15 protein-coding genes are annotated in these 16,447 nt (G+C 27.1%); 2 read left to right on the forward strand and 13 right to left on the reverse strand.

Going from position 1 to position 16,447, the window contains the following annotated elements; genetic code table 11:
• The first annotated feature begins 22 nt into the window (after window positions 1-22).
• Window positions 23-1,462 carry a cardiolipin synthase gene (gene cls / locus H8S10_RS12215; protein ID WP_186839060.1) on the forward strand — a complete coding sequence of 480 codons (1,440 nt, stop codon included), beginning with the start codon at window positions 23-25 and terminating at the stop codon, window positions 1,460-1,462.
• Between the two features lie 128 nt (window positions 1,463-1,590).
• Here the strand turns inward: cls and H8S10_RS12220 are convergent, their stop codons facing one another.
• The 5 genes from H8S10_RS12220 to H8S10_RS12240 form a co-directional block, all read right to left on the reverse strand.
• Window positions 1,591-3,033: a SulP family inorganic anion transporter gene (locus H8S10_RS12220; protein ID WP_207731879.1), complete on the reverse strand. Its 1,443-nt coding sequence runs from the start codon at window positions 3,031-3,033 to the stop codon at window positions 1,591-1,593.
• Between the two features lie 133 nt (window positions 3,034-3,166).
• Entirely contained in the window at window positions 3,167-3,562 is a 396-nt protein-coding gene (locus tag H8S10_RS12225) for a GHKL domain-containing protein (protein ID WP_186839062.1), read from the reverse strand.
• Window positions 3,563-3,597: 35 nt separating this feature from the next.
• The gene (locus H8S10_RS12230) at window positions 3,598-4,284 is read right to left on the reverse strand and encodes a hypothetical protein (protein ID WP_055267120.1); all 687 of its coding nucleotides are present in this window, start codon (window positions 4,282-4,284) and stop codon (window positions 3,598-3,600) included.
• Between the two features lie 293 nt (window positions 4,285-4,577).
• Window positions 4,578-5,201, reverse strand: coding sequence for a cyclase family protein (locus tag H8S10_RS12235; protein WP_186839063.1), 624 nt, complete (start codon window positions 5,199-5,201; stop codon window positions 4,578-4,580).
• A gap of 399 nt (window positions 5,202-5,600) precedes the next feature.
• Window positions 5,601-6,719, reverse strand: coding sequence for a hypothetical protein (locus tag H8S10_RS12240; protein WP_186839064.1), 1,119 nt, complete (start codon window positions 6,717-6,719; stop codon window positions 5,601-5,603).
• A gap of 249 nt (window positions 6,720-6,968) precedes the next feature.
• Between H8S10_RS12240 and H8S10_RS12245 the strand changes: the two genes are divergently transcribed.
• Window positions 6,969-7,319, forward strand: coding sequence for a DUF3221 domain-containing protein (locus tag H8S10_RS12245; RefSeq protein WP_055267127.1), 351 nt, complete (start codon window positions 6,969-6,971; stop codon window positions 7,317-7,319).
• A gap of 52 nt (window positions 7,320-7,371) precedes the next feature.
• On the opposite strand, the gene H8S10_RS12250 is transcribed toward H8S10_RS12245, so the two are convergent.
• The 8 genes from H8S10_RS12250 to H8S10_RS12285 form a co-directional block, all read right to left on the reverse strand.
• Window positions 7,372-7,872, reverse strand: coding sequence for an AAA family ATPase (locus H8S10_RS12250; RefSeq protein ID WP_055267129.1), 501 nt, complete (start codon window positions 7,870-7,872; stop codon window positions 7,372-7,374).
• 45 nt (window positions 7,873-7,917) lie between these two features.
• A complete protein-coding gene (locus H8S10_RS12255; RefSeq protein WP_186839065.1) occupies window positions 7,918-8,559 on the reverse strand; it encodes a hypothetical protein in 642 nt (213 codons plus the stop codon).
• A gap of 203 nt (window positions 8,560-8,762) precedes the next feature.
• Complete coding sequence (locus H8S10_RS12260; protein ID WP_186839066.1) at window positions 8,763-9,284, reverse strand: hypothetical protein; 522 nt, start codon at window positions 9,282-9,284, stop codon at window positions 8,763-8,765.
• Window positions 9,285-9,297: 13 nt separating this feature from the next.
• Window positions 9,298-10,710 carry a HAMP domain-containing sensor histidine kinase gene (locus tag H8S10_RS12265; protein ID WP_186839067.1) on the reverse strand — a complete coding sequence of 471 codons (1,413 nt, stop codon included), beginning with the start codon at window positions 10,708-10,710 and terminating at the stop codon, window positions 9,298-9,300.
• Window positions 10,688-11,788, reverse strand: a complete 1,101-nt coding sequence (locus H8S10_RS12270) for a sensor histidine kinase (RefSeq protein WP_055267137.1) — start codon at window positions 11,786-11,788, stop codon at window positions 10,688-10,690. Before H8S10_RS12270 ends, H8S10_RS12265 begins: the two co-directional genes overlap by 23 nt.
• Window positions 11,763-12,461: a response regulator transcription factor gene (locus H8S10_RS12275; RefSeq protein ID WP_055267139.1), complete on the reverse strand. Its 699-nt coding sequence runs from the start codon at window positions 12,459-12,461 to the stop codon at window positions 11,763-11,765. Before H8S10_RS12275 ends, H8S10_RS12270 begins: the two co-directional genes overlap by 26 nt.
• A gap of 162 nt (window positions 12,462-12,623) precedes the next feature.
• Window positions 12,624-14,141, reverse strand: coding sequence for an oligosaccharide flippase family protein (locus H8S10_RS12280; RefSeq protein WP_186839068.1), 1,518 nt, complete (start codon window positions 14,139-14,141; stop codon window positions 12,624-12,626).
• A 230-nt stretch (window positions 14,142-14,371) separates the two neighbouring features.
• Window positions 14,372-16,219, reverse strand: a complete 1,848-nt coding sequence (locus H8S10_RS12285; protein WP_186839069.1) for an immunoglobulin-like domain-containing protein — start codon at window positions 16,217-16,219, stop codon at window positions 14,372-14,374.
• Window positions 16,220-16,447 lie beyond the last annotated feature (228 nt).

A 16,447-nucleotide genomic window follows, 5' to 3' on the forward strand; every position in this document is an offset into this window, starting at 1 on the left:
TAACTTTTAAGGAGGAAAGTAAATGTTCAAATTTTTAACTATTTTAATTCACCTTATAAACTTTTTTACTATAGTTTATATGGTATTTAAAGAAAAACGTCCTGCTAATAGTATTATTGCCTGGACTCTAATTTTATATTTAGCACCTTTTATTGGCTTTATTGCATTTTTACTAGTAGGTAGACGATTAAATAATGCTAATATGTTTGGAGTAAAAGATTCAGAACTTAAAATATTTAACATATATAATGACTATATTAAAGAAAGAGAGTTATTTAAAAGCACTAATAAAAACTTAAAAAATTTAGATATGATTATGTCTCTAGAAGCTATTGAATTTTCTCCTTATAGAGATGATAACAATATAGAACTATTCTCAGACGGAAAAATATTTTTTGAAGAATTATTAGAAAGTTTAAAAAAGGCAAAAAAAAGTATAAATATTGAATTTTACATATTTAAAAGTGATGATATAGGTTCTAAAATTTTAAATATTTTAGAAGAAAAAGCTCGTGCTGGTGTAGAAGTGAGATTTCTTTATGATTCTGTAGGAAGTAGGTCTCTTAATAAAACTCGACTTAAACCATTAATTGATGCCGGATGTAAAATTGGTGAATTTTTCCCTTCTTGGTTAAAAATCATTAATCTAAATATGAACTTTAGAAATCACAGAAAAATAGTAGTTATAGATAACACTATCGGCTTTGTTGGCGGATTTAATGTTGGTGATGAGTATTTAGGAAAAGATAAAAAGTTTGGTTACTGGAGAGATACTCATATAAAATTTGAAGGCTCTGCAGTAAAAGATTTAAATTTAAGATTTCTAGCAGACTGGAGATATGCAACTAAAGAAGTAGTTGATTTAGAAAAGATACTTATTTTTGATGAATCCAACTTAAAACCTGCTAATGATGGTATGCAAATACTATCAAGCGGACCTAACTTAAGTGATAATTATGAAATCAAATTAGGTTATTTAAAAATGATTCAAAAAGCAAAAGACTATATTTATATTCAATCTCCTTATTTAATCATAGATAAAAGTATTTCAGATAGTTTAAAACTTGCTGCTTTATCTGGTGTTGATGTAAGAATAATGATTCCTGGAAAAGGAGATCACCCTTTTGTTTACTGGGCAAATCTTTTTTATGCTGGTGAATTATTAGATTCTAATGTAAAAATATATCATTACGATAAAAATGCCTTTCTTCATGCAAAGACAGTGGTAATTGATGATGAGATATGCTCAGTTGGAACTGCTAACATGGATACAAGAAGCTTTGAGTTAAACTTTGAAGTTAATGCATTTATTTACTCCGAAAAAATTGCTAAAGAGCAAAAACAAGAATTTAAAAAGGACATATTAAAATCAACTCAACTAACTTTAGAAGCTTATAATAATAGAGGTAGATCTGCAAAAATTAAAGAATCTTTTTCAAAATTATTTTCATCTGTATTATAAATTTCTCTTAATATAAAAATACACTTTATTCTCTAATTACTTTTATATAAAAAACTACAATTATTATATGGACTAATTATTAATATTTAATGATTAGTCCATATTCTTATAATCTATATTTATTTGAACTATACTATATTATTAAAATTAACAGAAATTTTCTCTACTATTTCTTTACTATTATCATTCATTCCTACTATATTAACTTTAATATCGTTCTTTGTAAATTTCATTATAACTTTATCTATTGCATCTACCGCTGATTCATCATAAATATTGGCATTAGAAAAATCTATATTTACTTCTTCTACTTTTTCATGATAATCAAATTTATCTATAAAATCTGTAGTTGCAGCAAAAAATAGCGGCCCTTTTACGCTATATTTAATCTTATTACATTCTACAACCTTCTCAACTTGAACGTTTGATGTTTTTGAAGTAAAAAATACAGAGCTTAATATTATTCCTACAATAACTCCATAAGCTAAATTATTTGTAAGCAAAACTATTATAACTGTAGTTATCATTACAATAGTGTCAGGTATTGGTACCTTTCCTAAGGTTCTTAATGAATTCCAATCAAACGTTGTTATAGCTACAACTACCATAACTGATGCTAATGCAACTACAGGCATTCTTATAAATAATTTATTAAACAAAATTACAAATATAAGCATAACTGTTCCGGGTGTTAAGGTAGATAGTCTTCCTCTCCCTCCATACTCTTGATTTATTATAGTTTGACCAATCATTCCACACCCTGCTATTCCGCCAAAAAATCCTGTAACTATATTGGCTACTCCTTGGCCAACACACTCCCTATTTTTATTACTTCTAGTATCAGTCATATCATCAACTAACTGAGCTGTTAATAATGATTCAACTAATCCAACTATTGATAGTGAAAATGAATATGGTAATATTATTCTTAATGTTTCTAAATTTAAAGGTACATTAGGTATAAAAAATCTAGGCAATTCTGTTGTTATCTTTCCCATATCTTCTAAAGTAGGTACATCAATTTTACTTATAAAAACGATAAGAGTTATAATGACTATTGATACTATTGGAGCTGGAATTATTTTAGTTATCCTAGGTAATAAATATATTATAGCTACCCCTATTACACCCAGTAAAACTAAAATATATGACCCTTTAAAATGTGGTAACTGAGCTTTAAGCATCATTATTCCTAAAGCATTTACAAATCCCATCATAACAGGTTTTGGAATAAATTTAAGAAGTTTTCCTATCTTTAAAAATCCAAAAACTACTTGAAATATACCTGCCAATATAGTTGCTAATAACATATATTCTACCCCATGCTCTCTAACTAAACTTGCAAGCACAAAAGCCATAGAGCCTGCCGCAGCAGATATCATTCCAGGCCTGCCTCCAAATATAGCAGTAACAATAGACATAGTAAAACATGAATATACTCCAACCATAGGATCAACCCCTGCTACAATTGTAAACCCTATTGCTTCTGGTATAAGTGCCATACAAGTTACAATCCCTGCAACTAAATCAGTCCTCAAATTACCAACCCACTCTCTCTTGTACTCCTCCATAAAAATCATCCTTTAATAATTATTTATTTGCTAATATTAGCTTTCCATCGTTACCTTAAGATATTCAAAGAATTTATTAACAAACAAAAAAAGTATAGTAATGACTTTATCACTACCATACCTTAATCAGATTCTATGCTTCTCTTGGAATTTCTATATTAAATTCAATATAGTCATCTTCTACATTTAAATATAGTTTTCCTTTATGTTTATCTAATATATTCTTAATATTTAATAATCCATATCCTCTATTGCTTCCTTTAGTTGAATATCTTTCTTTAAACATTTTTTCTACTAACTTTTTATCTATAGATTCTATTGAATTTTTCACATATATTATGTATTCTTTATCTTCTTCATATATATCAAGTTCTACATACTTTTCTTTGCATACTACACTACTCTCAATTGCATTATTTAACAAATTTGATAATAACACTGTTAACTCTGAATTATCTAGTGATATATTTTCTAAACTGCTTTCAATATTATAATCAAATTCTACCTCATAGTTTTCTGCTAATTGCACCTTACTAAAAATAATAGCCTTTATAATAGTATTTTCTATTTTTTAAATATTTTTTCAATACCAATAGTTGCATCTATATTTAATCCATTTTCCTCTATAGAAAGTTGATTTAAGTTTACTCCATTAAAATTTTCTTTATATACAACTACATTACCATTATTGAACTCTAGACTTAATCCACTATCACTTGGAAACCAATCCTTAACAAAACTATTTAATGCCAAATTAACTATCCAATCAGCAACCTTTATATCTAGAAACTTTACTTCATCAATATTAATTACAAGATCTTTATTTTCATTTAATACTGGATTAATTCTCACCTCTATCGGTGTCTTAATTACTTTATTTACTTTGTAATTAACATATACACTTATAAAATTTTCCCCTATATCTACTTTTAAATCTTCCATTTTTTCGTTATTTGTATGTTGTAGATAATAGTCTACTCCATTTGCTATAGACTCTTTTGGTACAAATAACTTTCCTTTAAATCCTACAGGATTATTTATTATTTCAATATCTATTGCTTTAACTCCTGAAATAGCACTTAAAAATTCTATAACTCCTTCTATATCATCAGTATTTGAATTATCTACTTCTTCATTTTTAATATTCTCATTTTTACTTTCTACAGACTTATTAAAATATGAACATCCAAATATACTTATAATAATTATTACTAAAATTACTATAATAATTGATACTCTTGTATTTTTCATATAACTCCTACCTTTCTAATCTATTTTATAATTAATGTTTATTTTATTAGTTACTCATAGTATCACACATAATAATAAATAATACTATTAATATATAAAAATAAAGGTATTAGAATCATCTACATACTGACTCTAATACCTTTGCTTTATCTTTTTGCCATGAAATGCAATCCTTCCGCCTTGACTCTTATCAATCTTTCATCATTGCCCCAAATTTAACTAAACTCATCTTTAAGTAAGTTATCTTTCAAATTTGGCATAGCTAAAATTTTTAAATTTACAATAGTTAAATTCTAATATCCTTGAAATACAGCTATCGCTCTGACTAAACTTCCTTCAGCCTTTATTTTTAATGGTTGCGCAAAAACCGAAAAATTCTCTTCGTATATTAACTTTTCTAAGTTTGTTAAATTTTCTAATATAAAAATATTATTGTTTAAAAATATGCTATGAACTTCATATGGACTTCTATCAGGTGAAGGCATATCAACTCCTACCATTTTCACTTTCTTTCTAACTAAAAATTCTGCCATCTCTTTAGTTATTATAGGATGATTTTCATAATATTCTTTTTGTCCATACTTTTTATCAAATCCAGTATAGAATAATACTATATGATTTTCTTTTATTAACTTAAAATATTCATCTTTTAAATTAATTTCTTGTTGCCCTCTAACATCCAGTAATACACCCTTACCAATAAAATTATCTAGTGGATAATCACAAATATACTTATCACTCTCTATCATATGCATCGGTGCGTCTATATGAGTTCCAGCATGCATAGTACCTGAATAAGTAATAGATTCATATCCATCCTTATTTAAATCTGATATTTTCTCTAAGTTTACCTCTTCGTCACCTGGATAAACTGGCATACCATTGTCAATTTCATAAGATAAATCTAAAAACTTCATATACCCTTTCCTCTCCTTTGATTTTAAACCCCACATAGTTTTTAGGACTATTTCTCTAAGTTATTATTGTTTCATTAATTTTAAATTTATAAACATACATACTATTTTAATTTCCATAATCTTTTTTAAGTTACTGCTCCATAAACTATTATTAAACTACACTTTATAGGTAGTCCTATAATTACTTTATGATAAGTCCTTAAACCATATATATGTTCCTATATTCATTATTATGTCTTCATCCTATATCCCACTTAACTACTTATATTTAATATATGAAGTTATCCTTCGTGCCGCATACTCATTATATCCTATTTTTTTCTATTTTGTAATATAATTTTATATTCAAATTAATACATAAAATAACATTCATTTGTTGAATTTTGTCTTAATTTTTACTTATTTTTTTATTATTTCTGTAGCTATAGAATACTCAACAACAGTTTCACCTTCTAAAACTCTATGTTGAACACAACCTAATCCTTCTGAGTAATAATATACCTTCACATATTCAATATCGTTAATAGTCTCCTTCTCCCAAGTTTTCACATAAGCTCCTTCTAAGCTTAATTCTCCTAATTTCAAATTTTCACCAACTTCAACAATTTCTTTATTTTCCCATCTAGTTCCTACAGCTATAGGTTCATTTAATAAAAGTATCTCTTCAGTATTATCTCTCTTATCAAGATAATTTATAGTTTCTATATTAGCCATCTCATCTTCTGTTAAATCTCCAGTAAATACTCTATAAAGACCATTTTCTTTAACTTCATATACATTTACATAAGGTCCCTTTCCATTAGTTCCTACAACTTGATATGCCGAACCATTTCCTATTATATAATCATTATTTGAAACTAAATCACTAGCTTCATATTTAATCTCATATTTTCCATTTGGGATAAACATTCCTATAGTTAATTTATTACTAGCTTCATTATTTTCAAGTTCTGTTTTATTTTCACCATTAGAATCACTTTGAATATCTATTGTTAAATATTCAATATTAGGATTTCCATCTTTTAAATTTTCAGTTAAGTAATATTCTAATTCTCCTTTACTATTACTAAACTTAATTTTATAGGTAGGAGTACCTTCTGAACGACTTGCTTGTACTTCTACAACTGTATTTTTCTTAATAGCCGTCATCTCACACTCTAGCTCTTTTTCTACAAACTTATCATTTTCATAGTCTACAGACCATATTTCAACATTAGTATTATCTTCAGCTGATACTATTAAAAACTTTTCATTACTTTCATCTTGAAGTACTACCTTAGTAGTTTCCCCTAATGATTTATATTGCTCTTCTGTATACCTATTTACAATAATAGCAATAGTATCATCTGTCATACCATTTTCCCAAAAGAAATTAGAACTTGTCCCATTTTGCTGATTTAATGCATCAGCTATACTAGATGATAGATCTTTATCATCATTATCTCTACTTGAACATCCAACAGATAAAACAGCTATTGCTGCTATAATAAAACATAATATACTTCTTTTAATCTTCATAAAAACACTTCCCTCTTAACTTATAATTTAATTATGTCTATTAAATATTTTACCATATTTTGTAATTATTTTCTCATTTATTGTTCTAATTTTTTCACTCTTATCATATACTATTCGATATATTTTTCATTATTACAACATTCTTACAATAGTAGTAATTAAAATATTTATTTTATACTCTACTTAGGAACATTTACCACATATTTTTAGTCTTAATATATAAATGGATAAAATATCAAAATTAATGAGGTGATTATTATAAAAAAATGTTTCTTATTTTTTGCATATATAATATCTTTTCTTCTCATAACAGGTTGTTTCTCTTCAGAAAGCTCAACTATAACTGGCAGATATTTAAAAGTTAAAAATAATTCTATGATAATAGATGAGTATGGGTGTCCTATAGTAATGAGTAATGATTCTAAAAAAGAAGATTTATTTAAAGATTTAGAAAACGGTGATAGAATCAATATAAATTGTATTGCAGTTCTAGAAAGCTATCCTGGTCAATGTTCTGTTTATAAAATTAAATTTATTGAAAAAGGTACTATTGATGATATTCCTAAAGAAACCCTAGATACGTTAAAAGAAATGGGCTAGATTGATGATTATTAATAAAAAAAAGGTTGACACAATGCCAACCTTTTCATCACTACTCCAGTAGCTCAACTATTTCTTTTATTATTTCGTCTATACTTTTTCCAGTAGTATCAAGCTTAATTGTATCCATAGCTTTATACATATCGTATCTTTCTAGGCTTCTCTCTATATTTTTACTATCTCTTAAGCCTAACTTTACATCATTTTCAATTCTTTTAATAAGCTCTTCTTTAGTACACATTAAAGTTATTTTATAGATTTCTATATTTTCAGTATTAATTCTTTTTAATACCTCATTCATAATGTCATCACTTTGAATAACCCAATTAAATACTACATACTTAGAAGTTGAATTTGATAAATAGCTATTTAATATAAAGCCTATGTTATTTAAAACCATCTCTTTATTTTCATCATTAACTATGAATGGATTCATAGCCCAACAATTATCTCCATCAAGCCAAAAAGAATTCTCAAGTTCCTTATATAATTTTTTACTGACAGTAGTTTTACCTACTCCCATAACTCCATTAATAATAATCAATTTCTTCATATGTTCTAATCCCCTCTAAATGTCTATCTTGCAAAGTATCAATTCTTAAACTTTTTTTGCAAATATTCCTGTAACCCTTGTAATTAAAACAACAACTTTCTCAAATTCTTCTTCATCTTTGCATTTAATTCTTATAGTATTTGTATAACTAAGGATATCATCCTTTATAGTTATTTCTATTAATTTTTTCTTTCTTATTAGAGTCTCTCTAAAAGCAATATCTACAAAGTCACTTGCGCTTATAAACTTATTATTAGCAAGCACTATACCTTCAGCATATATAACTTGTTTTGATGTAAAATAAAAATATCCATATGCAATTAATAGTATTACTAATCCAATTATAATTATTGGATTATCACTTAAATTAATACTTACAAACATACCTGAACTGCTTTTTATAAACGCACATATAACAATATATACAGTTACAATCGCTAAGCATACAAATATCCCCAAATAATAATCGCCATTTCTACTTTCAGCAATAATATTCTTATTTCTAATTTCTACACCTTTTTTATTTCTCTGTTTTTCTAATATCTCTCCACCAATAAAAGAAACTATCATAGCACAATAAATAACTATACCTATAATAGAATTTACACCATTTGCAAAAACCTCCATTAAGAATAAAGCAAGTAATACAGTTGGTAGCAAACTTTTTTTGCCTTTCATATTAAACATTTGTTTTTCACTCCTATTTATCTCGTTATATTTTTTCCTTATAGCTATACGCTTTTCCACAGCTAATCTTTTTCAGTTCTCACCTAAACCTACTTTTACATTATTTACTATTATTTTACACAATTCATCTATTCAATTCCATAAAAACTTATAAAAAAAGTACATCACTCCATTAAATAGCAAATGATGTACTTTAAAATTTTTTAAAATCCTTTATATAGCCATTGGGTTGGAATTAAATATGTCCACGGCATTGTAACAATAGCTATTGTTATCGCTACCATCATTCTTATCTTAGAATCATCTATTAATCTGTTAAATACAATATAATAATTAAATGTCCAAATTAATAATACTGCTAATACTACTGCGGCTACTACTATTATAAGTCCTATAATATTACTAAATGGGTTATAGCATATAGCTGAAATTATGTCATTTGCTCCTTCGCCTGTTTCTAAAATCAGCATTGTTACAAACAACATTATCGCTCCTACTATATCACCTAAAAATCCAAATATCCAAACCTTCAATATGCTCTTTTTATATAACTGTCCCATAGAAAGCCCTGTACTCTTAACCACCTTAAATATTGCAAAAGCTACTAAAATCACTAAGCTATCTATAACAAAATTACCTATAAGAGCAAGCAGTGCTAATGGTGGAAATATCCACATCATCCATATAGGAAATATTACATTATTTAACTTAACCCCTTTTTTCATTCTCAAATCCCCCCTATATTATTACATCAACAATAAAATTATTTTTATCTACATTTATCTTAAGCTCACCATTCTGAAGTTTCATCAAACTATTTGCTATATCTAAGCCCAATCCTGAACCTTCTGTATTTATTGAAGATTCACCCCTTCTAAATCTTTCCAATAGTTCTTCTCCATTCATTTTTATTTCATCTTCAGTAGTATTTTTAAATATTATTCTTGTGTAATAACCTCTGCTAAAATCTACTGATTCTTCTTGTTCAAGCTTTATATATACATCGGAATCCTTTGCAGAGTATTTTAGTATATTGGAAATTAAATTATGAACTACTCTTGTCATCTTCTTATAATCTGCATAACTTCTCTTAATTTCTTTATCTTCTATAGATATATTAAATCTCAAGGAAGAGTCTTCTATTCTCTCTTTAAATTCAAAAAGGGCCTTTTCTAATAACTTATCTACTCTCATTTCAATAAATTCTAGCTTCACTTCACCTGTATTTGTTCCTAAAGAATCCTTTAAATCATCCACCAAATTTTTCAAACTCAATGCCTTCCTCTCTAATATATCTATATATTCATCCCTTTTAACCTCAGTTAAATCTTCATTATTTAAGAAATTAACATAATTAATTACTGATGTTAATGGAGTTTTTAAATCATGAGATACATTAGTTATAAGCTCAGTCTTACTTATAAAAGAGCTTTTTTCTATAATTCCTGTATTTTCTGCAATATTCATTAAATCCTCTATGGCATTAAATGTTATACTTAAATCACTAGAGTTAATTTCATTTATTTTACTTCTTTTTTCTTCAATCTTTTTCTTTAATGAGGACAAATCATAATTTTCATCTCCCACTATCTCTTCTAAAGTAGATGAAAGTACAACTCCTTTAAAATAGTTCTTTGCTACTATAAAGCCCAAATAAATAAGTATTACTATATTAACTACAATAATCCACCAAAGTATTGTTCTCTTTATGTCAATTTCCTCCATAGTAACCTGAAATAATATCTGATATAAAGTCATATAAAATAAAACCAATATAAATACTCTGATTAACCTATTAATAATTCTATATTTATAGTAGGTTATCTTTTCATAACTAATCTTTGAATCAGTTGTATATACCTTATTTTTTATTACAAGCTGAACTATTGATATAAAAGTTATTATTGCAAATACTACCCATGTTAAAAGAACTATATACTTGCTAGCTTCTGTATCATATCTTGGAAAAAATCTATCTCCAGTAGTATGTACAAGTTTTCTTACCACAAAGTAATTTATTATTAACAGAACTCTTCCAAGCCAAGTTTCTATAAGTACTCTTTCATTTATAATCTTAAATTTATTAGCCTCCTCATTACTTACCCATCTTCTACAGAACTTCTTTGCTTCAATATACTTGCTTATCATCATTTTCACTCTCCTCTTTATAGATTTCGAATGATATTATGACGCTGAATAAATCTGCTTTAATATCTAAGTCAAAGTCTCCACTTTGAAGAAGAACTAAATTTTTAGCAATCTCAAGAGCAAGTCCTGATCTATCCTCTTCATTATTTTTATTAATAATGTTAACTAAGTCGTCCGGTTCAATATTTAATTCTTCCTTAGATACATTTCTAATCGTTATATAAGCCCTATTATCCTTAGTAAATAAATCAACATATACCCTGCTTCCATCTAAAGAATGCTTTAAAGTATTCTGAATCAAAATATCAAATACCCTCCACATTTTTTCTCCATTACACTTAATATATATTTTCTCCTTTGGAATACTAATTTTATAAACAAGCCTTGAACTATCTATTTTATCTTTGTATTCAATTAAAGCCTGCTTAAGTAATGAAGATATTTCAATTTTTTCAGTATATATATTTATATCACCACTTGATACTTTTGCAGCCTCAAATAATTCATCAATTAATAACTTTATATTATTAGACCTATATTTGAGATTATAGATTGCCTCTTCGTCATTCTTATCTTCTTTCAGCTTTTCTATATTTTCTAAAATGCTTTCTAGTGGCTTGTCCAATTTATTTGTAACATTATTAACTAACTCTATATTCATCTTTTCATTTCTATTTATATTATCTATAGATTTCACTACCCTATCTAATATGTTTTTAATTTCTTCAGCTACCTTCCCATACTGCTTACCAAGAAAATATCTATAATCCTCATCTCCTATAAGCTTGCTTTGGATATTCTCTATACTTACTTTACCTAATTCTATTCCTTCAATAAACTCTTCAATATTTCTCCAGGTTAATCCTACTCTTAAAGTATTAAATAAAATTCTTATAAACAAATTTATATTAACATGAACTAGTAGTATAATTGATAAAACTAACAGTCTATTATCTTTTATATAACTAAGTATAAATATAGAGATTAAAATGAATATAATATTGAATATAAATTTTGATATCTTTAAACTTCTTCTTATAAGAATTTTATCCTTTTTAATTTGTGTCAATCTTATATCCAATACCCCATACCACCTTTAAATACCTTGGATTCTTAGAATCTATCTCGATTTTTTCTCTTATTCTTCTAATATGAACCATAACAGTATCTGTTGAGAAGCAAGGTTCACCCCATGCACTTTCATATATAGCCTCTGCTGAATAAACTCTTCCAGCATTACTCATAAGAAGCTCTAATATCTTATATTCTATAGGAGTAATCTTTACATTTTCCCCATTAACCTGAAATGATTTACTTCTTTTATCAAGTTCTAAATCACCAACCTTAATCTTTTCTAAGTCTTCCTCTTCTTTATAATGACCAAAAGCCATATATCTTCTTAATTGAGATTTTACTCTTGCTATAAGCTCTAAAGGGTTAAAAGGCTTAGTTATATAATCATCTGCCCCTACGTTTAATCCTAAAATCTTATCTGTATCCTGTGATTTTGCAGAAAGGATTATTATAGGTATATTTCTATCCTCTCTTATTTTCATAGTTGCTCTCATTCCATCCATTTTAGGCATCATTACATCAATTATTACTAAATGAACTTCTTCTTTTTCTAAAATCTCTAAAGCTTCTAGTCCATCATAAGCCTTTAAAATCCTTATATCTTCATTCTGTAAATATATCTCTATTGCATCTATTATTTCTTTTTCATCATCTACTACCAAAACAGTATACTTACACATATCTTCTACCACCTTAAATTTCATCACATCAATTATAGCATTATTTCCTTTAACTTAATATTACAGTATAAATCTTACAACCTAATATCGTATTTCTAAAATTTTTCTAACAAAAAAATTCTGAACCCAACATTTTAACTATGTTGACTTCAGAATCATCCATTAATCTCTAAACTTTATACAATTAAACAACTTTAACAAAAATAAATATATCATCAATACAACAAATAAAACCATAGCTGTAACAACGCCAATAGCTAGATTATATTCACTTAATACACCGTTTATAACTCTTCCAATAATTATTGATACAAAAGAAAAAATCAAAGGCTTAATAATCCAGTTATTAAAATTAATTTTTAAATTTGTTACCTTAATTACTCGTAAAAAACTCAATATAAAGCTAAAAACTGTAGTAATTAACATTGTAATAATTAATCCACTTACTCCTTTTAAAGGTACTATAGTATATATAAGAACAATCTTTAGAACTGACTCCAATATCTGATATTCTAAAGATTTTACCTGTTGATTTAATCCATTTAATATTCCGCCTACAATCATATCTATATACATAAAAGGAATAGCTATAGAAATCATTTTAAAGAATATTCCTAAATCATCTCTATTATATATAGAAATTGATAGTTCATTATAAAAATTAGAGAATATAAAAAAAGACATAATACCTATAATACACGTAAATCCTATACTTCTACTAATTAAACTATTTACTCTTTCATTGTTATTTATGGCTTTTGCTCTTGAAATCTCTGGTATTAAGACTCTTCCTAATGACATTAATAATACTGCTGGAAATGATATTATAGGAAAAACCATTCCCATTACGCCTCCTAAAACACTGACTGCTTCTTTTGTAGACATACCAAACTTTACAAGGCTTGCAGGTATTAATATCATCTCTACTGATCTAAAGGCTGACATAATATAAGAACTTCCTGCTACAGGTAATGCTATATTAAATAATCTTTTTAATAAATCTCCGCTTTTCTCTTTTATAACATTAAAGTTTTTATTTTCTTTCTTTTCTAATTTATACGATATAAAAACGTAAATACAAGAAAAAATATCACTAATAGCTGTTCCTAGTACAAGTACTGCACATCCATACTCTAACCCACGTGGCATAACTAAACTTAATAATCCAACAACTACAGTTATTTTTATAAACTGTTCTGCAAATTGTGAAGTAATAGGTATAAAAATATCTCTTACCGCGAAGAAATATCCTTTTATACATGATGATATTGAAATAAAGGGAATACTTATAGCTACTATCTTAAGGGATATCACAACTCTCTCGTCTTTTAAAAATAATAAAGCTATATTTTCAGAAAATAAAAATAATACTACAGAGGCAACTATACTTAACCCTCCACATATAGCACACGCTTTAAATACTATTGCTTTAATATTACTGTAATTTTTTCTAGAAACTTCTTCTGAAACTATTCTAGTAACACCTGTACTTATTCCTGAAACCGCAATTGTTATAGCCACAGAACTAACAGTTCCTATAAGTTTATATAATCCCATTCCTTCTGTTCCAACTTCATTAGATATGTATACCTTATATATAATTCCTATTACTCGCATTATAAGAGCTGTAATTGTTAAAATAATTGTATTTACAAAAAGATTCTCTGCTTTTTTATTCATATAGTACCTCTCATTTATTTATATAGCTACTATATGTTAAGCAATTATGATTAATTACTCTAAGTAATAACTTAATAATTACATATAAAATACGTTAAAAGTATGAAATGACAAGTTAGTAAATATAATCTGTACTGTAGGGTTTAAGCAAAATTTTAAGTAACCTCTTGAAAATATTATTACTAACTTATCATTTCTTATATCATTTAATAAATATCTTTATATTTTATTTATTTTCTTTTTCTATAGTAATACATTACTCCTGCAAGTACTCCACCAAGAATAATAATTCCACCAGCAATTACTATAAAAATTATTTTATTATTAAAGTTGTTCTCTTTAACTGTTTCTTCATTTTCAACTTCTACTATCTTTTCAGTAACCTTTACTTTCCTAGTTGTAGTAGATTCATTTTTTGAACTATCCACAGCCTTATAGGTTATTATATACTCTCCAGCCTTGTTTACATCTAAATCTCCAGTAATTGTTACAGGTAAAATTCCATCTACCTTATCTTTTGCTACTGCTCCAAGCTCTTCATATTTATTTCCTACTTCTAAGCTTAGTATACTATCACCATTTAACGTTATAATTGGAGCTACTGTATCTACAACTTTTATTTTCCTTACTGCACTAGCTTTATTCCCTGCTTTATCACTTGTTGTATAATTAATTTTATATTCACCTACTTTACCACTATCTATAACTCCACTTATCTTTACTTCAACTGTACCGTCTACTCCATCTTTTCCTCTAGCCCCTGGTTCTACATATTGTGTACCAGCTTCTATAGTTATTTCATTTTTCCCATTTAATATTATTTCAGGTGCTGTTGTATCTTTTACATTTACTTTTCTCATTGTAGTTGCTGAATTACCAGAACTATCAGTAACAATGTAAGTTAATTTATATTCTCCTACCTTACTTGTGTTTACTTCACCTGATATAGTCGCTTTAAGTTCTCCATCAACTATATCTTTTCCTATAGCTCCTAATTCTTCATATTTTGTTCCTGCTTCTATTGTTATTTCACTTTTCCCATTTAATATTATTTCAGGTGCTGTTGTATCTTTTACATTTACTTTTCTTGTAAGAGTTGATGAATTTTCTGAATTATCAGTAGCTGTATAAGTTAAAATATATTCTCCTGGAACATTTGTATTAACGTCTCCAGATACAGTTGCTTTAAAATTTCCATCAACCTTATCTATTCCTATAGCTCCTAGCTCTTCATACTTTTGACCTGCCTCAATTACTACTTCTGTATCTCCATTAAGAATAATTTCTGGTGGTACTGTATCCACTACATTTACCTTTCTTATAGCAGTTGTAATATTTCTTGAACTATCTATAGCTTTATAAGTTATTATATATTGTCCTAATTTAGATGTATCTACTGCGCTATCTGATGTTACTATAGTATCTACTTTTTCAAATTCATCATAAGCAGTAGCACCTAAGTCTACAAACTGTGATCCTATCTCTATATTTATTTCAGCTTCACCATTTAAAGTTATAACTGGTCCCACAGTATCATCTAAGTTTTTAGTATAATCCTTATTCTTTATAAATTTTCCAGTTACATTTTCTAAATTAATTCCGTCTATCTTCTTAACAAAATCTTTCCAATCAACTATAGTTTTATCAGCTATATCTTCTTCTCCATAATCAATCGTAATTGTATTAATATTTGTTCCTTTAAAAGCATCTAAATTTATTTTCACTTTATTTGATACTTCTATTTTTTCTAAAGTACTTGCATCTAAAAACGCTCCTTCCCCAATATCTTTTATGAATGGCATTTTTATTTCTTTTATCTTACTGCCCTTAAATGCATTAACATCAATACTAGTTACTTCAGTATCTTCTATTTTCTCTGGTAAACTTAACTTTTCTTCATTTCCACTATATCCTGTTATCCATCTATTATTTTCTTTTTTTTCATACTGTAACTCTGAAACATTAGTAAACTCTTGTTTTGTTATTTCATCTGAAGAATATACCGTAATTCCAGTAAAATATGAATATACTAAAGTTGCAATAATGGATAGTGCTATTATTTTTTTGTAGCCTTTCATCACCTAACCACCTTTAGATTATTATAAAATTACTTTTACTACAGTATATGAATGTGTTTTTTTTAGTTCCTTATTGTAATCTATTTGTAAACATTGAATTACAATATAAAATCAGGACCACCCGTCAAACGGGTGGTTTGCTCTACGCCTATAAGGCTCTGTCACCGGCTGTGCTACTCGCACGTCGAACGGTTTGCCAACCGCATATTTTCACTGGCTACCCCTAAA

The organism is Clostridium sp. NSJ-49 (assembly GCF_014287725.1).
GTDB classification, from domain to species: domain Bacteria; phylum Bacillota; class Clostridia; order Clostridiales; family Clostridiaceae; genus Clostridium; species Clostridium disporicum_B.